The organism is Cytophagaceae bacterium ABcell3 (assembly GCA_030913385.1).
Taxonomy (GTDB): Bacteria; Bacteroidota; Bacteroidia; order Cytophagales; family Cytophagaceae; genus ABcell3.
In genome coordinates, this window is sequence record CP133159.1 from 1,239,918 (window position 1) to 1,264,565 (window position 24,648).

General features: G+C 38.5%; 20 protein-coding genes. 8 read left to right on the forward strand and 12 right to left on the reverse strand.

Annotation, left to right across the window (positions count from 1 at the left end; translation table 11 throughout):
• Nucleotides 1–21: 21 nt before the first annotated feature.
• From RCC89_05125 to RCC89_05140, 4 genes are read left to right on the forward strand one after another with little or no spacing between them, the layout of a single operon-like run.
• Nucleotides 22–1,257, forward strand: a complete 1,236-nt coding sequence (locus tag RCC89_05125) for a hypothetical protein (GenBank protein ID WMJ72544.1) — start codon at nucleotides 22–24, stop codon at nucleotides 1,255–1,257.
• A complete protein-coding gene (locus RCC89_05130) occupies nucleotides 1,245–1,592 on the forward strand; it encodes a hypothetical protein (GenBank protein ID WMJ72545.1) in 348 nt (115 codons plus the stop codon). The genes RCC89_05125 and RCC89_05130 overlap by 13 nt, the downstream gene beginning before the upstream one ends.
• Nucleotides 1,561–2,070 (forward strand): prepilin-type N-terminal cleavage/methylation domain-containing protein, encoded by a 510-nt coding sequence (locus tag RCC89_05135; protein ID WMJ72546.1) that lies wholly within the window; start codon nucleotides 1,561–1,563, stop codon nucleotides 2,068–2,070. The genes RCC89_05130 and RCC89_05135 overlap by 32 nt, the downstream gene beginning before the upstream one ends.
• A 2-nt stretch (nucleotides 2,071–2,072) precedes the next feature.
• Nucleotides 2,073–3,218 carry a type II secretion system F family protein gene (locus RCC89_05140; protein ID WMJ72547.1) on the forward strand — a complete coding sequence of 382 codons (1,146 nt, stop codon included), beginning with the start codon at nucleotides 2,073–2,075 and terminating at the stop codon, nucleotides 3,216–3,218.
• Between the two features lie 1,885 nt (nucleotides 3,219–5,103).
• On the opposite strand, the gene RCC89_05145 is transcribed toward RCC89_05140, so the two are convergent.
• From RCC89_05145 to RCC89_05155, 3 genes are all read right to left on the reverse strand, one after another.
• Nucleotides 5,104–5,439 (reverse strand): hypothetical protein, encoded by a 336-nt coding sequence (locus tag RCC89_05145; GenBank protein WMJ72548.1) that lies wholly within the window; start codon nucleotides 5,437–5,439, stop codon nucleotides 5,104–5,106.
• Nucleotides 5,409–5,633: a hypothetical protein gene (locus RCC89_05150; protein ID WMJ72549.1), complete on the reverse strand. Its 225-nt coding sequence runs from the start codon at nucleotides 5,631–5,633 to the stop codon at nucleotides 5,409–5,411. The genes RCC89_05145 and RCC89_05150 overlap by 31 nt, the downstream gene beginning before the upstream one ends.
• A 1,031-nt stretch (nucleotides 5,634–6,664) precedes the next feature.
• The gene (locus tag RCC89_05155; protein WMJ72550.1) at nucleotides 6,665–7,882 is read right to left on the reverse strand and encodes an ISL3 family transposase; all 1,218 of its coding nucleotides are present in this window, start codon (nucleotides 7,880–7,882) and stop codon (nucleotides 6,665–6,667) included.
• A gap of 400 nt (nucleotides 7,883–8,282) precedes the next feature.
• On the opposite strand from RCC89_05155, the gene RCC89_05160 reads away from it, so the two are divergent.
• The gene (locus RCC89_05160) at nucleotides 8,283–8,684 is read left to right on the forward strand and encodes a hypothetical protein (protein WMJ72551.1); all 402 of its coding nucleotides are present in this window, start codon (nucleotides 8,283–8,285) and stop codon (nucleotides 8,682–8,684) included.
• 317 nt (nucleotides 8,685–9,001) lie between these two features.
• Here RCC89_05160 and RCC89_05165 read toward each other — a convergent pair whose 3' ends face one another.
• The 5 genes from RCC89_05165 to RCC89_05185 all read right to left on the reverse strand — a co-directional run bounded on the left by RCC89_05165 (nucleotide 9,002) and on the right by RCC89_05185 (nucleotide 14,925).
• Complete coding sequence (locus RCC89_05165; GenBank protein ID WMJ72552.1) at nucleotides 9,002–9,883, reverse strand: bile acid:sodium symporter family protein; 882 nt, start codon at nucleotides 9,881–9,883, stop codon at nucleotides 9,002–9,004.
• Nucleotides 9,884–10,081: 198 nt separating this feature from the next.
• Entirely contained in the window at nucleotides 10,082–11,044 is a 963-nt protein-coding gene (locus RCC89_05170) for a pseudouridine synthase (protein WMJ72553.1), read from the reverse strand.
• Between the two features lie 37 nt (nucleotides 11,045–11,081).
• Nucleotides 11,082–11,645 (reverse strand): SMC-Scp complex subunit ScpB, encoded by a 564-nt coding sequence (gene scpB, locus RCC89_05175; protein WMJ72554.1) that lies wholly within the window; start codon nucleotides 11,643–11,645, stop codon nucleotides 11,082–11,084.
• The gene (locus tag RCC89_05180) at nucleotides 11,646–12,032 is read right to left on the reverse strand and encodes a TraR/DksA C4-type zinc finger protein (GenBank protein ID WMJ72555.1); all 387 of its coding nucleotides are present in this window, start codon (nucleotides 12,030–12,032) and stop codon (nucleotides 11,646–11,648) included.
• Between the two features lie 322 nt (nucleotides 12,033–12,354).
• Nucleotides 12,355–14,925: a lamin tail domain-containing protein gene (locus RCC89_05185; GenBank protein ID WMJ72556.1), complete on the reverse strand. Its 2,571-nt coding sequence runs from the start codon at nucleotides 14,923–14,925 to the stop codon at nucleotides 12,355–12,357.
• A 67-nt stretch (nucleotides 14,926–14,992) separates the two neighbouring features.
• Between RCC89_05185 and RCC89_05190 the strand changes: the two genes are divergently transcribed.
• Nucleotides 14,993–15,982 (forward strand): aspartate-semialdehyde dehydrogenase, encoded by a 990-nt coding sequence (locus tag RCC89_05190; GenBank protein WMJ72557.1) that lies wholly within the window; start codon nucleotides 14,993–14,995, stop codon nucleotides 15,980–15,982.
• Between the two features lie 118 nt (nucleotides 15,983–16,100).
• On the opposite strand, the gene RCC89_05195 is transcribed toward RCC89_05190, so the two are convergent.
• Genes RCC89_05195 through RCC89_05210 form a run of 4 tightly spaced genes read right to left on the reverse strand, consistent with a single transcriptional unit; the run spans nucleotide 16,101 to nucleotide 21,868 of the window.
• The gene (locus RCC89_05195; GenBank protein ID WMJ72558.1) at nucleotides 16,101–16,985 is read right to left on the reverse strand and encodes an ROK family protein; all 885 of its coding nucleotides are present in this window, start codon (nucleotides 16,983–16,985) and stop codon (nucleotides 16,101–16,103) included.
• Between the two features lie 53 nt (nucleotides 16,986–17,038).
• The gene (gene infB, locus RCC89_05200; GenBank protein ID WMJ72559.1) at nucleotides 17,039–20,098 is read right to left on the reverse strand and encodes a translation initiation factor IF-2; all 3,060 of its coding nucleotides are present in this window, start codon (nucleotides 20,096–20,098) and stop codon (nucleotides 17,039–17,041) included.
• Between the two features lie 46 nt (nucleotides 20,099–20,144).
• The gene (gene nusA / locus RCC89_05205) at nucleotides 20,145–21,398 is read right to left on the reverse strand and encodes a transcription termination factor NusA (GenBank protein ID WMJ72560.1); all 1,254 of its coding nucleotides are present in this window, start codon (nucleotides 21,396–21,398) and stop codon (nucleotides 20,145–20,147) included.
• 2 nt (nucleotides 21,399–21,400) lie between these two features.
• Complete coding sequence (locus RCC89_05210) at nucleotides 21,401–21,868, reverse strand: ribosome maturation factor RimP (GenBank protein ID WMJ72561.1); 468 nt, start codon at nucleotides 21,866–21,868, stop codon at nucleotides 21,401–21,403.
• 282 nt (nucleotides 21,869–22,150) lie between these two features.
• Between RCC89_05210 and cysS the strand changes: the two genes are divergently transcribed.
• Together cysS and RCC89_05220 are read left to right on the forward strand one after the other, a co-directional pair.
• On the forward strand, nucleotides 22,151–23,641 hold the full coding sequence (cysS, locus tag RCC89_05215) for a cysteine--tRNA ligase (protein WMJ72562.1): 1,491 nt from the start codon (nucleotides 22,151–22,153) through the stop codon (nucleotides 23,639–23,641).
• Nucleotides 23,631–24,647, forward strand: coding sequence for a M28 family peptidase (locus RCC89_05220; protein WMJ72563.1), 1,017 nt, complete (start codon nucleotides 23,631–23,633; stop codon nucleotides 24,645–24,647). Before cysS ends, RCC89_05220 begins: the two co-directional genes overlap by 11 nt.
• Nucleotide 24,648 lies beyond the last annotated feature (1 nt).

The following is a 24,648-nucleotide window of genomic DNA, read 5'->3' on the forward strand; positions in this document are numbered from 1 at the left end:
CCACATACTAAATACGATACTGTGAAATATAATTTTCTATTTACAAAGCTAGGTGGTAATGCTTATTTCGTAGTTATAGCTATTTCTCTAATGATTTCAACGCTTTGTTCTTCTTTATTATATCTTGTTCTCGTCAGAAACCTTGAGTATAAGGAATTTGATAGTTACTGCCGACTTGTGAGCTTATCTAAAAGCGGGATCAATATAGCACTTTCCTCAGACTCTCCTGAAGCTGGCGATAGTTTGTTTTTTCACTTGTCTGACGATTTTAATGATACCGTTGTTGTGAAAAAAAACATTTGGGGATGTTTTGAAATTTGTAGTGTTCATTCAAAATATAATAGAAAAAGCCTTGATAAATATTTTTTATCCGGTGTTGAAAATAAGCTAGTAAAGGATTATGCGCTTTACCTTGCTGATCATAATGTTCCTTTCAGACTTGGTGATGCATATGTAAATGGAGACTGCTATCTTCCCAAAGGAAAGTTTGAAAAAGTAGGTTTTTCTTCTAAAGGGGTAATCAAAGGTAAACTATACAACAGTAGTGCTTCAGTTCCAAAGCCTGACACCTCTTTCCTTAAGTATGTTGGTTTGTCTGGAAGTCATCTTATGGTTAAAGAGTGGATGGTGGACGTTGACCTTCCTTCATTTAACTCATTTTCCGGCCCTACTCAATACATTCATATTACTGAGTACCTGAACATTAAGGATTCTATTAAAGGGAATATGGTGATTTTTTGCGATAAGGAGGTTAAAGTTGCTGCAGGCGCTCACACCGATGATATTATTATTATTGCCCCCGTGGTTACTTTTGAAGCAGGGTTTGAAGGTTCGCTGCAGGTTTTTGCTCGTGATTCCATTGTTGTCGGAGAAAACTGTAAACTTCTTTACCCCTCAATATTGTGTAATGTAAAACACCAGTCTTCCATGTTTCAGCCTCATATCCGCATCGGAAAGTTTTCATCTTTAAAAGGGGCTATTTTTACTATAGACAATAGTAGCGACTTCCAAAAACCATTAATTATACTTGAGGAAGGTGTTTATGTGGAAGGGTTTGTCAGTACAGGAGGTTTTGTAAGACTTAGAGGAATGATTGCAGGGAACGTTTCGGCTAATAAGCTTATAGGGAGAAAAGCCGACTGCATCAATTGTTTGTCAGAAGCTCAAATTGACCCATATGCTCTTTCGTCTCATTATGTATCTCCCGTGATTTATGGAAGTGGCTTACGGAAAAAATTAATTAAATGGCTAGACTAAAACTAAAAGCTTCCACTATAATAGAAAATGTTATTGCCATGACTATACTTTCTATTGTATCAGGAATAGCGCTGACTGTATTTTTACAGGTTTCTGCTGTATTAAGTTCAGGAGAAGTTATTGAAGCAAAGCTCATACTGGATGAATATTTTAATAAAACCGTGAGGGAGCATCGGGTTTTTGATGAAAAAGTTTCTATAAATGATTTTGTCATAGACCAGAAAGTTGAGCCTTATGGTAATCCAAGTGCTCAGTTGCATCAATTGGTTATAATTGTTTATAATTTAAAAGGTAGAAAGCTTTGTGAAAAAAAAGAGATTTTATTGGTCAAATAATGTTCGAGCATTTACTATATTAGAGCTAACAGTAGCTATGGTCCTTTCGGGGATAATCATTATAAGTGCTTATAATAGCTATTTTTTCCTTTTTAAAGGTACTCAAAGTTTAATTAGTAAAAGTAAAGAAAAGCATGATTTTATAAGGTTTCACTCTTTGTTTTCCTATGACTTTTTTACATGCAAAAAGGCTGTGCTTGACCAAAACCAAGTTCAGATGGACAATTCCAGTTCAGGCGTTAAATACGTTTGGCTTGAGGAATGTATTGTAAGGCTTTATAATAATGTTCCTGATACATTTAAGTTGGTTAATAAAGGAGTGTCGGGTTATTTTGAAGGTGACGAGATTCTTGTGCCTGGACATGTGTGCGATGCCATTGAATTTGATTACTATGCAAAGGATTCTCTTTATAAGGTTTCTTTTGAGAAGGTTTACTTACCTGACTTTTATTTAAACTCTCAACCTGTTCAATATTAGAGATGCCAGAAATAGAACTAAGTTCGGTTATTAACAAAAGAAAGAAGAAGGTTCAAGAATCTTCTGAAGAGAGTTCTATTACTCGATTGTTGAACACTGAAATATCTTTATTTTCTTATAAGCTGTCTGATAAAAAGAAAGAAGCTTTTTTTCATGAATTAGCGCTTTTACTGGAAGCTGGTATAGATATAAAAACAGCTCTCGAGCTTATTCTAGATAGTACATCAAATAAAAAAGATAAGGGGATTTTTAATGCTATAAAAGAATCTGTTATTAGAGGGAATACTTTGTCAGAAGCACTTGCTTCAAAAAAAGTATTTTCGGATTACGAATTGTTTAGCATAGAAATTGGAGAAGAAACTGGTAAGCTTGTTAAAGTTCTTGATGAATTAGCCAAGTATTATAAGACAAGAATAAAACAAAAAAGGCAAGCTGTAAGTGCGCTTACATATCCTGTTATAGTTTTTTCAACGTCAATGGGAGTTACGGTCTTTATGCTAAATGTTATAGTCCCAATGTTTGCAGATGTATTTAGTAGGTTTGGGGGAGAACTCCCTTATATAACTCAACTTGTAATGGACGCTTCTGATTTATTTGGGACATATTTTTTCCCAACCTTTTTGGTTATAGGCTCTGTGGTGGCGTTCTTATACATGAACAGGAATAAAGCTTGGTTTAAGAAAAGTAGTTCTAGGGTTATTCTTAAGGTTCCTGTTTTAGGAGAGTTGGTGCGTAAAATCTATCTTGCCCGTTTTTGTAACACGCTTCATTTATTAATAAGCGCAAAGATCCCTTTGTTAAGATCATTGAACCTGGTTCGTCAAATGATATCATTCTATCCATTGGAAACAGCATTAGTTCATGTTGAAGGTAAAATTTTACATGGTGCACCCTTGCATGAGGCATTGCAAGAATTTCCTGTTTTTCATAAAAGAATGGTTTCTTTAATTAAAGTAGGGGAGGAGGTTAATAGGCTAGAGGAGTTTTTCGGTAGAATTTCTTTACAATATGAAGAAGATATTGAGCATCAGTCAAAAGTTCTTACAACGGTAATTGAACCTTTAATGATGATTTTTTTAGGCTTTATTGTTGGAATTATTTTGGTAGCCATGTATTTGCCAATGTTTAAGATGAACTCATTCTTTTAAAATTGTTGCCCCCTTAAACGCTTACTGTAGCTTGCAGCTACAGCAACGAACTACCAAACAAAGACGCACAGCCAAAGGTAGCCTGTGGCTATCAAACGCACTGCCAGACATCAGCCGCTATCATAACGGAGGTTGAGTTTATGGGTAACGGTGTAGCTACAAGCTACCTTCTGTATTTTGTTTAATATTAGTGTTTCCGTAGCTAGAAGCTACGGATAGCATGGGAACCCAAATATTTTAAGCCTGATCAGAATTATTTTGAAATAAGAATTATAGAACAATTTTTGAAAAATAAAAGGGAGTATTGGAATGAATATGCTCCAATGACCTTTGTATTAAGTGATTTCATATATAACAATAATAGGAACACTTTCCCATTTATTGTAGGGCCCCGCTAATCCCATAATAATTCATAAACTACCCTTCGTTACAACGAAGTTTCAAGTCAAAATAAAGAGAAACAATTGTTTATGTACATCGTTTCTTTTTTTAAGCTTATAGACTATGTTCATTATATCCTGCAGCTACAGCAACGTACAATAACTTATAGCTACTACAACGGAGGTTGAGTCCATGGGTAACGGTGTAGCTATAAGCTACATTTAGTATTTTGTTTAAATATTAGAGTTCCGTAGCTGCAAGCTACGGATAGCATGGGGAGCAGTGTTTTAAGCTCTTTTGTGGATAATTCGGAGAACATTGTGCCACCCATTTCGGGCCATGTTGTGCCACCTATTTCGGACGTCATTGTGCCAGTTTATAGCTAGCCCCTGAGCATTGTTTCGGAGATCATTGTGCCACTTTCCATAATACTTATTAGTCTTGCCATAAAAAGCAATGGCAGGTCAACGATTGGACATTATGGAAATACTTCAAATAATTCAATTAAAGAAAAAAGGAATGAGCAGTCCATGGGTAACGGTTTTGCAAAAAAAGAATGCGAAATTTTTCCTTTTGGTATATGTTGTGTTGTCTTTGCCATATGATTTGACTTTATCTCGTAATCTGTATCTGTATTAATCAACCGGTACAGCTTACCGCAAGCAGATTGCCGCAGCATTTTTTCATAGGAAACTAAAGAGTTAAGTTTCAGGCAAAGAGCTTTGTTCACCGCTACCTTTTGCCTCGCAATGACGGTAAAGTGGTGGTTTTGTGATAGATGATCTTTGGTAAAAGATGTAATTGGGGCCTCGGGGTGATAGGTTAATCATGGGGGTAATGATGCCAGAGTCCCAGAAGGGACGATATGATTATAGAATAAAAATTGCCCTATTAAAGAAGCCCCGAAGGTGGCGACATGAATAAAGAAATGCTTTTCTGCCAACTTTGACAGATGCCGGAACGGGGCCGTCAAGATCTGTTAATTTTATTTTTCAGGTATAGGTACTGCTACACTCCAGATTGCTTCCTTATTTATAACCGGTCATCCCGAGGGACGAGGGATCTGCCAGACTTTCACACCGTCATTATATTTTGACTAGCTCCTTAATATTCAAACTGTATGCAATTTATCACATTACCGCGTCACGTCATCGGTAGGAGGTAACGACGAAGTAATCTCACCGTCAGGTTTGGTGTTTAACACACTATATTTTTATCGACACAGCAAACCGCTAACAGATTGCCACGGCATTTTTTCATAGGAAACTAAAGGTTTAAGTTTCAAGCAAAGAATTTTATCTACCGCTACCTTTTGCCTCGCAATGACGTTTAAGTGTTGATTTTGTGAAAGTTATGATCTTTGGTAAAAAATGTAACTGGGTTTTCGGGGTGATAGGGTAATTATGGAGGGATTTAATGATACGCTCGTGTGTTATCTCGAAAGTTCTTACTGATAACAGAATGAAAAAAGGAAAGTTGCAAAACCTCTTTGCAAGGGAAGGGATTATAAGTTCTCCGGGTTCATCTCTGTAGGGAAAAACCTTGCCACATAAACTTTCTTTTCTGCCTGATCAACTTGATAAAAAATTTTAATGGTCATAGTCTTTGTCCTGTGATACAGCAAGTATCTGTATTGGTTTTTGCGACCAGACAATAAAGGCTCTAATGCGCCCCTCTCTGGCATTATTTCTAACTCATGGGGCTTGGAATAAAGCTCTTCGGCAATTTGGGCAAAGCGTTCAGGAGAGTAACTATCAAAAAGAACCTCCAAAATTTCATAATAGGATTTCTTGGCAGGTTCGGTAATGATTACTTGGTAGCGTTCTTGTCCCGTATCCATTTGTCTGCCTCTGCTTTAAATTCCGTCATAGTCAAAACCCTCCCCTCGTCAATGGCTTTTTCAGAGTCATCTGCCATTTGGTTCAACCGTTCCTTTTCTAAAAGCTCTTTAACATAGCTCAACACTTGTTTTTGCTGATCTATTTCCAGCTTTAAAATATAGCTCAGTAGATCTTTTTCTATTACGTTTCCCATAGCCATACCTGTTTAGGATTAATAATGAAGTTCTGTAAAGTTAACGATTAATTTTGATATACGGTTTGTTGTTTGTCCGTCCTTTTTTTCAATTGAAATAAGTTACTCGATCCTCGGGGTGATAGGTTAATCATGGGGGTAATGATGCCAGAGTCCCAGAAGGGACGATATTATTATAGAAATAAAAATTGCCCTATTATAAAAGCCCCGAAGGTGGCGACATAAATAAAGAAATGCTTTTCTGCCAACTGCTGACAGATGCCGGAACGGGTTCGGCAAGAGCTGATAATTTTATTTTCAGGTATAATCACTGCTACACTCCACAAATACAATCTGCCTTAATAATAACCGGTCATCCCGAGGGACGAGGGATCTGCCAGACTTTTACACCGCCATTAGGTTTTGGTTAACCGATTAATATTCAGCTTATATGCAATTTGCACATCACCCCTTCACGTCATTGCGAAGAGGTGACGACCAAGCAATCTCATCGTCAGGTTTAGTGCTTATCCTAGTATTAATTAACCGGTACAGCTTACCGTCAGCAGATTGCCGCGGCATTTTTTCATAAGAAACTAAAGGCTTAAGTTTCATCAAAGAACTTTATCCACCGCTACCTTTTGCCTCGCAATGACGGTTAGGTTTTGATTTTGTGCAAGTTATGATCTTTGGTCAAAAAAACGTAATTGGGTCTTTTGGGTGATAGGTTAATAATGTGGGGGTTTAATGATGCGCTAGTATGTTATCTCGAAAGTTCTTACTGATAACAGAATGAAAAAAAGGAAAGTAGCAAAATTTAGTTTTTCTGAATCCGGTGGTTTATGGGATTTACACAGTGAAAAGTCGTACTTTGCGGAAGGCTTTACACTTCCAGGGGAGAGATGGTTTCGGACTGATGTCACAGAAGTTTTGACGCAGGACTCGTTTTTGAAGACGAAGAGGTTGGTGTGCTTAGGTAGTTCTTTTAACACTGCTGTTTTTGTTTTTTTAAATTTATGAACTGGCTAGTTTTTTCAATAATAATTATGGCCCTATGTGGAATACTGTGGGTAATTGAATTTCAATTTAGAGGAAATAAAGTAAATCATGTTGATAAAATTTGTAATATTCCGATATCCACGAGCTCTTCTTTTAGCTAGTTGTATTTTGCTGTTAATCCCTTCCATGACACCATTGGCAATCTGGGACTCGACATAATTGGTAATTCCTTGCCAGTGGGACTTTATTGTGTTTACAAACTTCTTGAAGGCATACAAGCCTTCCTCTTCAACAAGGTCACACCAGTAAGCCAAGAAAGCAGAGCCCTCTTCTTTTGTTTTAAACTCCCAAAAGCTCTGAAATAAGGTCTTTAACCGATAAGCCTTCCCAATAGTTGGTAACAGTTCAATAAGTACCTGCCGGTCCTGCTTCTGTTTAGCGCTAAGTTTGTGTGTGGACTTTAATAGCGTGTATTTGTGTCCTTTAAGTATTGAGTGTTCTCGGACTTCTCGCTTACGTACATCGTCCATAGCTTCATTAAGCAGTTTGACTACATGAAATTTATCAAATGTTACCGAGGTGTTAGGAAAATGTTCGAGCATGCCTGCGATAAAACCTGTAGACATATCAATGCATGCGTCGGTAATTGACAGATGTTCAACACCCTTTGCTTTTAAATGGTCTTTAATTCTTCCGATAGTGTGCCGATCCTTGCCTGGAGTAACATGAATCACACGGCGAGTAGCCAAATCTGCTGCTACGGTCACATAATCATGTCCTTTTCTTACAGAAGTCTCATCAATACCCAATTGGGTCACCGAGCTTTGATCATCTGCCCGATAGGCAATTTGTATCCAGTAGTTAAATATATTCCATATGCGCTGTGGGTACTCATTCACTAAATCAGCTGCTTTGTTCACGGGCATCTCTCGCTCAATCAAAGCCATGCTAAAAGCCTCAAACAACAAAGTAAAACCACTTCCTTTTCTAGCCCACGGCACTTCCACGGTTTTTACCTTTCCATCCGTTGTTTTGATTCGAGGGACTTTGCAATGAAGATAACATTCATGTTCAAAAAAATTGAGGTGACGCCAAGTCCTATATTGAGTATCATGAACTTTACTTTCTGGTTCAAATACGAAACCACGCTCAAAGCTAATGGTTATATGAAGTTCTTGTTTACCATTGGATGCTTCCTGAAACCTAACATCGGTTACCGACCAAGGCTTTGTTAACTGCAAAGCCAATTGAAATATTTCGATACTGTTCATTTTGTAAAAATAACTACATTATATCACCTTTCCACAGTAAATCATATAGACCCATAATCCATAATTATACTAATATTGACTTGGGTTTTACACTTCCTATTAATTAAAAATGTTAGAGTTAGGTGGTACTATTTTGTTACTCAGGTTTTTATTTTGTTTGTGTATTTCTTTGTGCTTTTTTACCACTATGGAAGTGATTTTCACATTTATCTTCTAATTATTGCAGTATTACATTGTTTTTTGTCATTCTTTGTGTTAGGTTTTATAAGGTGGGTCAAGTTTACAATGTACTTACATCTAAAGTTTTTAAACAGAAACAGAAAAAAGTAAATTCAAATGGATAATGGCCACTTTTATAGACCTCTAAAAGGCTGAAATATTTCCTAGATGCGATTAAAGAATGAATGTGACATTTAATAATACATTTAAATATATTTCTAGTGCAGCAGGATATTCTGGTTCTTGTAATGCAGAGGTAGCTTTATCTCTTTGGAAAGATTTCGTTGAGGAGTGTAAGGAAGGGTATAGTTGGACTGTTTGGGAGTATATGAATGAGGTTGATATAAGAACCATCATACAAAAAGTGCTTGACCATCCTGATATTAAGAACTTTCCCGATTATCAAGAATACAAGCAAGAAGTTCTAAAATATGACGAAGAGTTTAGAGGTATAATTCTAACCAAAGACTATTTTGATAATGACTATTGGTGGGAGAGGAAACTTCCAAAATGTGGTTATGGTGATTTTATAGACACCTTACGTAATGCATATGGAATTTATGATGTAGTAGAATGTTTGTGAAACCGGTAGAAAACCTTTTGAATAGTTCAAACTGACCAAAGATGTCATATATATTCAGGTCTGACTGCCTGAAATAGCTAAAAGTAGGTGTAAGTTTTAAATTATCCGGGTTAGTTGAAAGGGTGTTAAGCCAACATTAAATTGTATAGCATACTTCCAGGAAACAGGTCTGATTTTGCGAAGAACAGTCGCATAATAACTTATGAAACGACCTTATCTCAAATACTTTTTTTGTCGATTATACTACAGTAAAAGGAAAAACCGGAAGTTTTTTTTAAGTCCTTCCGGTTTTTTTAAAGAAGTTAGTGTCTTAGCCTCTACGTTGTTGCAGGCTTAACAATTTCTTTGTTGCGCAACGCAAGCGCTATCACAATGCCAGCGGTAAAAAACATAATAAGGCTGTAAATGGCCGGCGGAATGGTCATCGGTACATTTTTCAGCATTGAAGCACCAATGGCTATCGCTAGGGTGCCATTCTGTATTCCTGATTCAACGGTCACTGTTATGCTTTGTCGGTGGTTAACTTTAAACAATTTTGCAGACAAGAAGCCTGTAGCAAGCGTAAGTATGTTCAGCAGTAATGTAACTGGGCCTGCCAGTGCAAAATATTCCATAACATTGCTTCTCTCCTTTAAGATAGCCCCGGCGATGATCAGTACCAGAAAAACGGCGGACATGATCCTAACAGGTTTGTCTGCTTTTCTCGAAAGGGTAGGAGCAAACTTCTTGATCATCATGCCAAGGATTACCGGTACAACTGCAATGGTTGTCAGTTTGAGTATGGTTCCACCGATAGGTAGGGTCACAGCTTCCCCTGATGGCATAAAGTGTACAATGGAAAAATTTACAATAAGTGGAATGCTGAACATGGTAACAAAAGTGGTAACAGCGGTCAGCGTAACGGACAATGCAACATCTCCTTTTGCGAGGTGACTGATAAGATTGGACGTCGGACCTCCTGGGCAGGCTGATAAAAGCATTACACCTACAGCAAGTTCTGGTTTTAAAGAGAACATGCTGAGAAGAAGGTAGGCGATGAGCGGCAGTAAAATTACCTGGTTAATTAGTCCAATCGTAACAGCCTTAGGATATCTTATTACTCTTTTGAAGTCATTGGGTACAAGCCCTAGCCCCATCCCAAGCATGATAATTGCCAACGCAAGCGGAAGAAAAATATCCGTAATAAAGTTCTGTTCCATTGTAAAGTTGCTCTGTGTTGAAAATAAGCAATAAAGATAATAAACTAATTATTAAAAGTACTTTAAAACTTAGGTTTCGGAACGTAAATAGCCTTTCTGGATACTGGTAGGATGTAAAGTGTATATCCAATAAAAAGCGGAAAGTAGAAGTGGTTCAAATAAAAAAAGCGGGATAGAAACCCCGCTTTATGTAAATATTTAAGACATCATTTTTAAGTGACCTATTTCCCTTTCATCTAAAAAGCGGAACTTGCCTCTTGGTAGGTCTTTTTTGGTAAGGCCGGCATACATTACCCGGTCTAGGTATTGGATATCATACTCAAAATGCTCAAAAATACGCCTAATGAGCCGGTTTCTACCTTCGTGCACTTCAATGCCCAATTCTTTTTTGTCGGCAGATATGATTTCAATATCATCTGGCTTTACCGGGCCGTCTTCCAAATTAATGCCAGCTTTGATAAGCTCAAAGTGATTTTTAGCTATTGGCCTGGACAACCTTACGTGGTATATTTTTTTAATCCTTTTAGAAGGGTGCGTTAACTTTTGTGCCAATTCACCGTCGTTGGTCATGAGTAGGAGCCCGGTTGTATTTCTATCTAGCCTTCCTACTGGAAAAATCCTTTCTTTACAAGCTCGGCCTACCAGGTCCATAACAGTTTTTCTGTTGTCGGGATCGTCTAGTGTGGTAATAAAGTCTTTGGGCTTGTTCAGCAATAAATATATAGGTCTTTCTGGCCTTAAAGACTTGTTTTTATACTGAACCTTATCAGTTGGTTTTACTTTATATCCCAATTGGTTGACAACTTGATCATTGACTTTAATTCTTCCTTCTATAATCAGTTCGTCAGCATCTCGTCTGGAACAAATACCTGCATTGGCGATGTATTTGTTCAGCCGGATTTCATCTGAGTTGTTTTGTTGGGCCAGGTTTTGCGCAGCAGGTCTCCTACTTCTAAAATTTGGTGATTTTCGAAAGTTAGATGAACGGTTGTTTTTTTGACTGATATTCTCTTCTCTTAGCGCCCTAAGCTTGGAAACTTTTCTTTCTGGCTTGCCTTGGTCAGATTTGCCTGGTTTGGTGTTTTTTCTTCCAGAAAAACCTGGTTTTCCGGTGTTTCTTTGAGCAGGTTTCCCCCCTCTTCTGTTTTTTTGATGTGCCATAGTTTTTGCAGTATCGCTACTGTAAGTTAAATTTTTGTTAGTCTTCTTTATTGTCGCCTATCTCATTGTCTTCAACTTTGAAGTCTTTTGGCATAGGCAGATCTTTTAAACTATTTATTCCAAAATAGTCCATAAATTTTTCACTGGTGCCGTACAAAAGTGGTCTGCCGGGCGTATCCGCTTTGCCTTTTATTTCAACCAGCTCTTTTTCAAGCAATTTTTGAACCGTGTAATCGCAATTTACGCCACGGATCTGTTCAATACCAGCCTTTGAAATGGGCTGCTTATAAGCTATAATAGCAAGTGTTTCCAATGCTGAAGTAGACAGTCTTTTTTTTGATTTCTGCTTCAACATAATACTGATACTTGCCTGATATGCAGGTTTTGTCAGGAACTGGTATCCTCCTCCGCTTTTGTAAATGCAAAATGGGTACTCGTCCTGCTCGTATTTTTTTAATAAATTTTCAAGCGCTTCGGTAATATCGGATTCAGGAACTTCTGCTTCAAACATTTCATTGAGGCATTGCTTGATCTCTGTTACTTTTAGCGGATCGCTTGAGCAAAAGATTAAACTTTCGATATGGTTTGAAAGAAAGTCCAATTAATCTTTTCTATTTAATTTTGCTTCTATTGAATGTTGTGTATGAGGTACAGCTCTTAGCCTTTCTTTTGGTATCAACTTGTTAGTTTCGATGCATATACCATAGGTGCCATTTTTGATCCTGGCCATGGCTTTCTCTAACTGCTGGACAAATTTTTGCTGTCTGGCCGCTAGTTGCGTAAAACTTTCCTTTTCTAATGTGTCAGCACCATCTTCCAGAAGTTTTAATGTTCCGGCTGTTGTATCCGTGCCCGAATCATTTTTTCTGCTTAGAGCTTCTTTCATGTAATTTAGCTCTTTTTTAGCTTTTTCCAGCTTGTCTTCTATAATAGTTTGGAATTCTTTTAGTTCCTCTTCCGAATATCTGAGTTTTTCTTCCTGACTCATAGCAAAGTATTTTAGTTGATATTATTTTGTCTGGCTGATTCTGGCATTTTTAAAAACTTTTGCAAAGTTATGAGAAAATGCCTGATTGCCAATCAATATTTTATCAACGGGTAAATTCTTATTTCAGTTGCATAAACACCTAATAAATTTGAAAAGTTCTATTTTCTTCTTTGCTTTCAGGTTAATGCTATAGGACGCAATGGTTTTACTGTCAACGGTATGTGATTTTTTTGACTAGTTTGCTTAAAATACTTTTTAGAAACTGTAGGTCATAATAGTGGAATAACAATAATTTGTCAACCTTAATTTTATTTTTGATTATCTAATTTCGACCAAACCGTGTTCCGACAGCAACTGTTTCTTTATATGAAATCACCTGGCCTGACATATTTGAAACTTCGATATAAACAAGATAGTAGCCAGTGTTTACCTTTGCCTTTTGTTCGTTAGTGCCGTCCCATTGAAAGAAACCCTCTTTGCCAAGGATGGCATTTTTTACTAGCTCTTTTACTTTTCGCCCATGACTGTCATATATGGTTATATTGGCCATGGCGCCACTAAAATCTAAGGCATAGTTGATTGTGGTAAAGTCATTATATCCATCGCCGTTGGGTGAAAAAGATTTAGGTTCTACAGAAAATAACTTTTCTGTTTTGTTAGTGCTTTTCTGAGAGTTTTTAAATCCTGGGGTAGCAAATCCTACGGATTCAGATGCCGAGAACCAGTTGTCAGGGGTATTGGTTGGGGCAAAAAAAGAAATTCTTTCAAGCGATACGCCACGTTTATTGTGTAATAGTGGGAAGTGGTAACTCTCCGAGTAGTCGAAACGGTCACACATTTTTCCTGTGTTGTCTATAATGGCAATGGCTCCCGAGCTGTTGGGAATAGAGGGCAAGGTATTTAGTAGGACAACATTTTCGGCAATGGTATTTGGGTAGAATTCCAGCAACAGGTCTAAGTCTGTGGTCAAGACGAGGTAGGAGTAAGGCGCAAAGAGTAGGGGGCGGTCTGAAATAGTCCTTCTTACCGCTATTTCACCATTCCTGATATTGGCAATTTCCCAGTGTTGTAAATCAATAAATTTGTTTGACTTATTGTAAATCTCGACAAACTCCCTTCCTCCATTGGGTGGGTTAAACAACACTTCGTTGATTATGATATCTAATGAATCTGCAATATCTGGTATGATCAGGTTAATTAAAGTATCTTTTGCAGGTTTCCCGGCACAATCTGATAGGTTTGCTATGGAAAATTGATAAGGTAGGTTTAGCTCAAGTGGAGGGGATATTTGGACCGTGATTTCTTCTTCTTTATAAGTGGGAATCACTTTATGGTTTCGGTATAAAATGGAAAAGTTCGAGCTGTTGATCTCGGAAGTGTCTGGTTTTATGTTTAAGCCAATATTGATATTTGCTGTATCTAGTATTTTTAAGTCATTGACGTGAAGCTGGGGTATGGGTAAGTTTTGTTTTTCCAAACTATTGATGTTTCCAGGAGTCCCTCCTGTAGGATCTGTAGATGCAGCCCAGTTTTCTTTGCCTATACAGTGGTATGCGGTATTTTTCATTTCCAGTGACCACCCGCCATCAGATTTTTCCCTGTCCTTATACCAGGAAGGGTGATAGTGGAGGTTGAAAATCAAATTTCCAGCCGGGTCTCTGAGCCACAGTTTATCTCCAGTTATATTTAATCTAGGCCATCTTTCTAGCGCTAAGGTTTTGCCAAATGCTTCATAAGCTTGTTGTGCTGCGGCCCTGCATAAAATGACCCGCTCACCAGCTTCTAAATTGTATGATGGGAGTATGGCTGTAACCGATCGGTCAGCATAGGTGAAGTTCTCGAGGTTTATTTCATCCGAAGTGTTGTTGAACAGTTCCACAAACTCTTCATTGGGAAGTGCTACAGGAGGATTGGGGTTCGGGTGGATCTCTGTTATTAGTATGTCTCCATAACTGTAATGGTGCAACAGGTTGATAGGAAAACGGAAAGGCGGTACCAGTTCCCTTCCGTCTGTGTCTTTTATGTTTTTCACCTTAAGCAGATATTGGCCAGGGGGAAATGCTTGGTCATATTGTAATCTGATCTCTAGCGCTGATCCAACGTTGGTCATTACTTCTTGTGGATTTCCTATACTCTGTAAGTAGAACTTTTCTTTCGAAATAGTTTGACTATCAGGCTGGCTGGTGAAGCTTAATTTTAATGTTTTGTTATCTTCCTGTTTTACTTCTGTGAGCAAAAATGGAGCTGTCCGGATAGAAAAATCCCTGAAGTGGAACAGAGATCGCCGGGTGGTAGTATGCGTGAAAGATAGACCAAACCATTTTGCGTAGGTAAAAGTATCATCTCTTCCACTGCCTTCAAATATAAAGTCTGATCCGCCTGTGATATCTGAGTAAATATACCAATGCCCTCTCGAATCGCGCACCACCTTTATTCTGACGTCATTTTGGCTGTTGCCAACATTTCCGGGAATGCCTTCAATTATTTTATGTGAAATATCGCCTTCCTGTCGGTAAAGTTCTATAGCGTCTTGGTCTCCCGGGATGCCTCCTAGTTTAATATAGTATCCATTGAGCGGTTCTGTAAGATTGGGAGAGTCGCTTGCAAGGTATATTTTTATATAATTTGAACTACTGGGGTTGAAGGCAAAGCTTGTATGAAATTGCCATTCTGTATTTTCAAGGACTTGACTTTCTGTACTAAGGTAAATTTCTGTTGATTCCTTAGGGCCATTGCTTTGTATGTATTCATGGTCATGAAAAATAAAATAATCAGTGTCGCCCGTCCAGGTTGGGTTTGTTAAAAAATTAGTATCTGCTAAAGAGCCTTCAGTCTGGGAGTATGTTTTAATAAAAATGAATAAAAGCAGAAAAACGAGACAAATAGGTTTCATTGTAAAAAATTCTGAATTATTACTTAAATTTGTAAAACTCAAACCTTATCCAATTAAATTAAATAAAATGAAAATTGCAATTGTAGGTGCTACCGGACTGGTAGGCAGTGAACTGTTAAAAGTACTGGAGGAAAGAAATTTTCCCGTTACGGAATTAATTCCTGTTGCTTCTGAAAGATCTGTAGGTAAGATATTGAAGTTTAAGGGTAAGGACGTAAAGGTTGTTGGTATGGAAAGTGCAATAAGCATGAAGCCTGCCGTTGCTATTTTCTCTGCAGGTGGCGGTACTTCTTTGGAGTGGGCTCCAAAATTTGCGGAAGCAGGAATTACTGTGGTTGATAACTCTTCTGCCTGGAGAATGGATCCGACCAAAAAGCTTGTTGTTCCTGAGATAAATGCTAAAGAGCTTACCAAAGATGATAAGATTATCGCAAATCCTAACTGCTCTACTATTCAAATGGTGCTGCCTTTGGATACCTTGCACAAGGCATATAAAATCAAACGTGTGGTAGTCTCTACTTATCAGTCTGTAACTGGTACTGGTAAAGATGCTGTAGACCAATTGATGAACGAGAGGAAAGGGATAGATGGGCCAATGGCTTATCCTTATAAAATTGACTTAAACGTTTTGCCTCATATAGATGTATTCCAAGAAAATGGATATACAAAAGAAGAAATGAAGATGATCAAGGAAACAAACAAAATCCTTGGTGATGATAGCATAAAAGTAACTGCAACTACGGTGAGGATACCTGTTATGGGCGGTCACTCAGAATCAGTGAACGTCGAATTTGAAAAAGACTTTACAGTAGAAGACGTAAGGTCGCTTTTGGCTAAAACTGATGGAGTAATTGTCGAAGATGATGTGGCTAATTTAAAATATCCAATGCCTTTAAATGCACATAACCGTGATGAGGTATTTGTAGGAAGGATCAGAAGGGATGAAAGTCAGGCTAATACCTTAAATATGTGGATTGTGGCAGATAACTTAAGGAAAGGTGCTGCTACCAATGCTGTTCAAATTGCAGAATATCTATACAAGAACGACTTAGTTTAATAAGTAATGAAAGAGCTGGGGTTTTACCTCAGCTCTTTTACCTGAATTATTCGATAGGATTTGTCATGAGGGGTAAAATGACAATCACTCAGCACTTTTGGGTCGTGTTATTTCAGGTTTAAATTCCTGCCAAGGCTGCACCCCATACACCTGCCGAATCGCCACACTTATTTTTTACAATAGATGTTTTTAGTTCATCATTGAATATGTACTTTTTTACTTGTGCAATGCCTTCTGTGTAAAGTTCATCTATATTAGATACTCCGCCCCCTAAAACAACCACATCAGGATCAAGAATGTTAATTAGGTTTGATAATGCTATTCCGAAATGTTGAAAAAAGGCTTCCATTGTTTCTTTGGCATGGACTTCTCCTTTTTTATAGTCCTCTACTATGTGTGGTAGTTTTTTGTTGAGCTGGTATTTGCTTGCATATACTTTTTCCAGTCCACCGCCGGAAATGTATGTTTCTACACATCCTCTTTTTCCGCAGTAGCACTCAGGACCAGCTGGATTAATGGTCATATGTCCCCATTCTCCAGCATTTTCGTGTAGTCCTTTATAAATTTTTTCATTGAACACTATACCGCCGCCACAGCCTGTTCCCATAATTACTCCAAAAACGGACGTATGTCCTTTTCCTGCGCCCATAATGGCTTCTGCCATGGCAAAACAGTTAGCATCATTTTCAATGGTAACTTCCCTTTTTAAAATTGCTTGCAGGTCTTTGCCAAAAGGTTTACCGTTCAGACATACCGTGTTGGCGTTTTTCATTAAGCCTGTGGATTTAGATATGGAACCTGGCGTTCCGATACCAAAGGTGTGCGGTTTATGCTCTGTCTGTTGAGCAAGGTGTTGGTATAGGGTGTTGATATTGTTAAGGATATGGTCGTACCCTTTCTCTTGCTCTGTCGCTATGCGCTTTCGAGCTATTTCTTGGTTTTCATGGTCTAGAACAATCCCTTCAATTTTTGTCCCGCCTAGGTCAATTCCGATTTTATGCATAAAAAAAGGCTATAAACTTAAATTTATAGCCTTTTTTACATATTTGCAAAGCTTTATTTCAAGCTTCGTTTTACTTCTTTGATTTCAAACGCTTCTATAGTGTCGCCTTCTTGAAGGTCGTTATATCCTTTTAAGCTAATACCGCATTCGTAACTGGTTTTAACTTCATTGACATCATCTTTAAAGCGTTTCAGCGCATCAATATTTCCGGTGTGGATTACTATACCATCCCTAATAAGTCTTATGCTGCTGTTTCTCTTTATGTAACCTTCAGTTACATAACATCCTGCTACCGTTCCAACTTTAGAGATTTTGAATACCTCGCGTACTTCAGCCGAACCTAATATTTCTTCAACCTCTTTCGGTGCAAGCATACCTTCGATGGCATCTTTTACGTCATTGATTGCATCATAGATGATTGAGTACAGACGGATTTCAATTTGCTCTTGTTCTGCCAGCCTTTTGGCATTTTTAGCAGGGCGAACCTGGAATCCGACAATAATCGCATCTGATGCAGAGGCAAGTAGAATATCTGACTCTGAAATGGCACCTACAGCTTTGTGAATGATATTTACTTGTACTTCTTCATTAGACAGCTTCAGTAATGCATCAGATAAAGCTTCAATAGATCCATCCACATCACCTTTAACAATTACATTAAGCTCCTTGAAGGTACCGATAGCCAAACGTCTACCAATTTCATCCAGCGTAATATGTTTCTTCGTTCTGATAGACTGCTCACGTAGAAGTTGTTCTCTTTTGGTGGCAATTTCACGGGCTTCTTTATCAGAATCGGTAATGGTCATTTTGTCTCCTGCTTGTGGTGCACCGTTAAGACCTAATACCTGTACCGGTGTTGACGGCCCAGCTTCTTTAATCCGTGCGCCTCTGTGGTCTGTCATGGCTTTAACTTTACCATAGTGAGCACCTGCAAGCATTACATCACCAATTTTAAGCGTACCAGCCTGTACCATAATGGTAGCCAAATACCCTCTACCTTTATCAAGCGAGGCTTCAACAATCGTACCAACCGCTTTCTTTTTAGGATTGGCTTTCAATTCCATTATTTCGGATTCAAGCAATACCTTTTCAAGTAGGCTAGATATTCCCTGTCCAGTTTTTGCCGATATTTCCTCACACTGATATTTACCGCCCCAGTCCTCAACAAGTATGTTCAATTGTGCTAATTCCTCTTTGATTTTATCAGGATTAGCACCAGGCTTGTCCACTTTATTGATCGCAATTACGATAGGTACACCAGCTACTTGGGCATGGTTGATAGCCTCTTTGGTTTGAGGCATCACATTATCGTCTGCTGCAACAACGATAATTACAATGTCAGTTATTTTGGCACCACGGGCACGCATAGCGGTAAAGGCTTCGTGACCTGGTGTGTCAAGGAAGGTAATAGGCTTACCTGACTCTGAAGTTACTTTATAAGCACCAATGTGCTGGGTTATACCCCCTGCTTCACCTTGAGCTACTTTAGCTTTCCTTATATAGTCAAGCAATGAAGTTTTACCATGGTCAACGTGACCCATGATAGTAACAATAGGTGCACGTTCTGTAAGGTCTTTAGGATCATCTTCCTCCTCTATAGACTCAAGTCCTTCCTCTTCAGCAGAGGCAAAGTCTACAGAATAGCCAAACTCATCAGCAATTACTGTAATGGCCTCAGCGTCTAACCTTTGGTTTATGGAAATAAACATACCAAGGCTAAGGCAAGCAGAAATAATATCATTGACATTTACTCCCATTAAAGAAGCTAAATCGTTCGCTGAAATAAATTCGTTTACTTTCAGCGTTTTAGCGTCCTCCTGTTCTTGGAGCATACGCTCTTCTTGTGCCTCTGCAGCCGCAGAACGTTTTTCACGTCTATATCTTGAGCGTCCACCGCCTCCACCACCAGGTTTGTTCCCGCTGAGTTTAGCCAGTGTAGCTTTTATTTTGTCCTGAATATCTTTGTCAGATATTTCCTCTTTTTGTGGAGGTGCAGGTTTATGCCTTCCTTTCTTCTCCCTTTGTTGCCCTGGTGCCTGTCCACCACCACCTTGGCCTTGGCCGGTGTTGATTCTTACACGTTTCCGCTTTCTTTTGTTTTTCTTCTCAGCTGCCGTTGATTTATCATCAGATGAAGCAACTGGTTTAGATTTTTTCTTTTTCTCAGGAAGCTGTATTTTACCTACAACAGTAAGTCCTTTTAATTGGTCAGCTTTTGCTTCTATAACAGTATCTGGCCTGTCATCTTCTTGCTCTTGCACTTCTTCTTTTTCTTTGAGCTCTTTAGCAGGTTGTTTTTCTTTCTTATCGGAAACCTGCTTTTCTTCTTCCGCTTTAGGTTCCTCAACTTTCGGCTTGTCCTCAGTTTTAGACTTCTCCTCCGCTTTCGCTTTTTCTTTGGCAGGTACTTTTTCTTCTTTGCGTGGCTCCTGTTTTTCCTCTTTTGCTTTAGGAGGTTCAGGGGTTTTTGCTGCAGGTTTTTCTTCTACAGGAGTTGGTTTTTTCTCAACTTTCGGCTCTTCAGGTTTCTTTTCTTCAGCCTTTTTCTCTTGTAGCTTATCCTGAACGTTAGCTTTAGGCTTTTGTGGCTCAGCTTTCTTTTCCTCTTTCGGTGCTTCTGGCTTTTTCGGTGCCTCTGGCTCCTTAGGTTTTTCTTCAGCTTTTTCCTCTTGTTGAGCTTTGCCTTTTTTCTGTTCCAGGTCTATTTTGCCTACAACTTTAATTCCTTGGAGTTTTACTTTAGAAACAGGAGTGTCTTCCTTTTCTTGTTCGGCAGAAGATTCGGAAGCCTCATCAGGCGCGGCAGGTGAAAGGTTTTTGATGAGGATTTCCTCGTCATCTTCCTTTGTAGGCTTTTCTGGAGCTTTTTCACTTTCTATTACTACATTTTCATTATGCTTCTTGCCTATAGTAAGGCCGGAAGCCTCCTTTTTATCAAGAACGGATGACTCAAATTCCTTCATGAGCATACCATATTGCTCCATGGTAATTTTGGAATTTGGGTTGTTCTCAATAGGGTGTCCTTTGGCTGATAAGTGGTCCGCAATAGTGGACGTACCTACATTCAGCTTTCTGGCCACCTGGCTAAGCCTCATTAATTTTTCTTCTGCCATTCTGAAACTCCTGTTTTTGGAAAATTACAAAACAAAAATAATCAAATTATTCAAACTCCTGCTTAAGGATGCCCATCACGTCTACGATGGTTTCTTCTTCAAGTTCTGTTCTTCTTACAAGATCATCTACACTTAAAGAAAGCACACTTCTTGCTGTATCTAAGCCTATTCTTTTTAGCTCTTCTATTACCCACTCCTCTATTTCATCGCTAAATTCATATAGGTCAATGTCTTCGATCTCTTGCTCATCAAGTTCTCTGAAGACATCGATTTCCATACCTACAAGTTTGCTTGCTAGTTTTATATTTTGACCACCTTTGCCAATTGCTAAAGAAACCTGGTCCGGTTTAAGGAAAACCGAAACTCTACCAGATTCCTGGTCAATCTTTAAATTTGAAATTTTAGCCGGGCTCAATGCCCTAGCTATATATAACTCTATATTATCTGTAAAATTAATTACATCGATATTTTCATTCTCAAGTTCGCGAACAATACTGTGTATTCTTGAACCTTTCATTCCTACACATGCACCTACTGGATCAATCCTATCGTCGTAAGATTCCACGGCCACTTTTGCTCTTTCGCCTGGTTCTCTAACAACTTTCTTGATAGAGATAAGCCCGTCAAACACTTCAGGAACTTCACTTTCGAACAGCCTTTCAAGAAATACCGGTGAAGTTCTCGATAAAATAATCCGAGGGTTTCCATTGTGCATTTCTACTCTGTGGACAATAGCCCTTACACTATCGCCTTTGCGGAACCGGTCTTTAGGAATCTGCTCATTTCTTGGCAAAATCAGCTCGTTGCTTTCGCCGTCTACAAGTAAAATTTCTTTATTTAATATCTGGTAAACTTCTGCAACAATAATTTCTCCAACCAGTTCTTTGTATTTTTGGAAAAGGATATCTTTTTCAAGGTCTTTAATTTTCTGAATTAAAGTTTGCCTTGCAGTCATTACCATCCTTCTACCAAAATCTTCTAATTTGACCTCTTCAGCTACTTCTTCGCCAACTTCAAAGTCTTCCTCAATTTTTTTCGCATCAGTAAGAGAAATATGTTTATTTGGATCATAGTCAAAGCTGTCCTCTGCGAATTCATCATCCACAATTTCTCTGAACCTCCATATTTCCAAATCGCCTTTGTCGACATTGATGATTACGTCAAAGTTGTCGTCAGACTCGAACTTCTTTCTGATCATAGTCCGGAATACATCCTCCAGGATTCTGATCATTGTCGGGCGATCAATATTTTTGAATTTTGCAAATTCTGCAAACGATTCAATTAAGGTTGAAGTTTCCATGATTAACTGAATGAAACCAAAATGTTTGTTTTTATAATATCTTTCATAGGTAATTCTGTCAGGGCATAAGTTGTTTTTTTGCCTTTTCCGCTTTCTGCATTTATAATGATTTTATCATCATATACTTCTTTTAACTCTCCTTTAAAAACCTTGTTCTCCTGAACAGTTACCTCTACTTTCCTTCCAATATTTTTTTTGTATTGCCTTAGCATTGTAATGGGCTGGTCTAGCCCCGGAGAAGTTACCTCCAATACATGCGCATTTTCTATAAGCTTGTTTTCTTCTATTTCAGAAGCAACTTTTCTGCTTATTGAAGCGCAATCATCTATTGACACTCCTTTATCCCCATCAAGTATGACTTTTATTTTTGTCATGCCTGAGTTACCGCTTATAATTACATCTACAAGAAAAAAGGATGGATCTGTAATATACTTATTCGTGATCTCTGTAATTTGTTCCTTTAACTCCATAAATGAAAATAAAATAGGGGATTCGTGTCCCCTTCATTGTTCCAATATATAAATATATTGCAGTGCAAAATTACAACAAATAGCTTTTTATTCAAAATATTATCTTAAAATAAACGATAAAAAGCCAATGTTTTACTCGGGGTAATATATATTCGTGTTCCGCATTAAATTAAAATTACATGTTTTATTAACTCCTAAGGTATTAATTTAGTTCTTTTGCGGGCTGGATTGATTCTCAAAACAAAAATATTCTATCTCGTAAGTATTTTGTTAAATTTGCACGTGATGAAAAAAGAACTTAGTTTATATAATACATTGTCAAGGTCAAAGGAGGTTTTTGCTCCCTTGAACCCGCCTATGGTTGGGATGTATGTTTGCGGTCCTACTGTATACGGTGACCCGCATTTAGGGCATGCCAGATCCGCTATTACTTTTGACGTGGTGTACCGGTATCTTGAGTTTTTAGGGTATAAAGTAAGGTATGTCAGAAATATTACCGACGTGGGACATCTTGAACATGATGCAGACGAGGGTGAAGATAAAATTGCTAAAAAAGCCAAACTGGAAAAGCTGGAGCCTATGGAAGTGGTTCAATTTTATACGCATAGGTACCATCAGGTAATGGATCAGATGAATGTCCGCAGGCCCAGTATTGAACCCCATGCTTCTGGACATATCCCTGAGCAAATAAAGCTCATTGAGGATATACTCAGCAAAGGATTGGCTTATGAAGTAAATGGGTCTGTATATTTTGATGTAGAGGCTTATTCTAAAGCTGAGGACTATGGCTGTTTGTCCGGACGGGTTCTCGAAGACTTGCAGGCAAATACACGTGAACTTGAAGGGCAGCAGGAAAAGAAACATCCTTATGATTTTGCACTTTGGAAAAAGGCATCTCCTTCTCATATTATGCGTTGGGATTCTCCGTGGAGTGTTGGTTTCCCTGGTTGGCATTTGGAGTGCTCTGCTATGAGTGCCAAATATTTGGGTACATATTTTGATATACATGGGGGCGGTATGGACTTGATGTTTCCACACCATGAATGTGAGATAGCCCAAGCCAAGGCAGGTCATTCGCATGATCCGGCCAAATATTGGTTACATAATAATATGATTACCATTAATGGTCAGAAAATGGGCAAGTCGCTCGGTAACTTTATTACTATGGAGCAGCTTTTTTCAGGTAATCATGAATTGCTAGAAAGGTCTTATAGCCCTATGACCATCAGGTTTTTTATCCTTCAAGCCCACTATCGGAGTACCTTAGACTTTTCCAATGAGGCGCTTATCGCTGCTGGAAAAGGTTATAAAAAGCTTATCAATGGCCTTAGGAATGCTAAAAGTCTGGTGTATACCCAAGGGAATGAGATTCTAGATGCAAAAGTCGATGAAAACATTTTAAGGCTATCGGAAAAATGCTTTGATGGTTTGAACGATGACTTTAATACAGCTGTTACCATTGCAAACCTTTTTAATCTACTGAAAAAGATTAATTCTATCAGCACAGGGCAGCTTCATCCAGGAAAAATTAGCCAGGAAACTTTTGACCGTATGAAAAATACCTTTATAGGAATTGTAGAGGACGTTTTGGGGTTGTATGAAGAAAAAGTTGGTAGCGCTGAAGGTTTGATTGATGGCCTGCTTGAAATTTACCGTGAAGCAAAAGCAAACAAGGATTTCGAAAAGGTAGATAAAATTAGGGCTTACTTTAAAAAAGAAGGCTTGGTCATTAAAGACATGAAGCATTCTATAGATTGGGCATATGAAGAATAACAATATATCTTACGCTGTAAGCTGTGTAGCAGCTTTCCTCCTGTTGCTTTCCTCTTGTGGGGAACAGCAAGACCGGGCAACTACGGAATCTCCTCAGGTTTCTACCACCAAAGAAGTTAAAGAGGTAAATGTCCCTAGTTTCAATGCAGACTCTGCTTATTATTTTATAGAAAAGCAGGTTTCTTTTGGGCCTAGGGTGCCCAATACAGAACCTCACCGAAAAACTGGTAAATACTTGGTCGGTCAGTTGGAGAAGATGGGTTTGAAAACGTATGTTCAGGAGTTTGAGGCCGAAGCTTTTGATGGTACGGTACTTCAATTGAAAAACATCGTAGGCAGTATTAACCCTGAAGCCTCAAAAAGGATTCTTTTGGCAGCTCACTGGGATACCAGGCCTTTTGCAGACCAAGATTCTGAAGATACCGATGTGCCTATAGATGGTGCCAATGATGGTGCAAGTGGGGTAGGGGTTTTGCTTGAACTGGCCCGGGTTATCCAGTCCCATGAGAATAAGCCTGATGTAGGAATTGATATTATATTCTTTGACGGTGAAGATTATGGGCAGCCTGAAGGCAGCGGGGATTTTAAGCCTGACACATGGTGCCTTGGATCTCAATATTGGGCCCGTAATAAACATAAGGAAAACTACTCTGCTTACTATGGCATTTTATTGGATATGGTAGGAGGAGCTAATGCTAAGTTTGCCCTGGAAGGAACGTCTATGAAATATGCCCCTTCTGTAATGAAAAAGGTCTGGGACACAGGAAACCGGTTGGGGTATTCAAACCACTTTATTTATAAGCAAACAGCTCCTATTACAGATGATCACTACTATGTGAATACTATTGCTAAAATACCTATGATTGATATTATTGAATACAATCCTCACGGAGACGGTTATTTTGGCGACTATTGGCATACCCATGATGACAATATGGATGTGATAGACAGAGCTACATTGCAAGCTGTTGGTCACACACTGTTAGAAGTGTTGTATAGAGAATAGG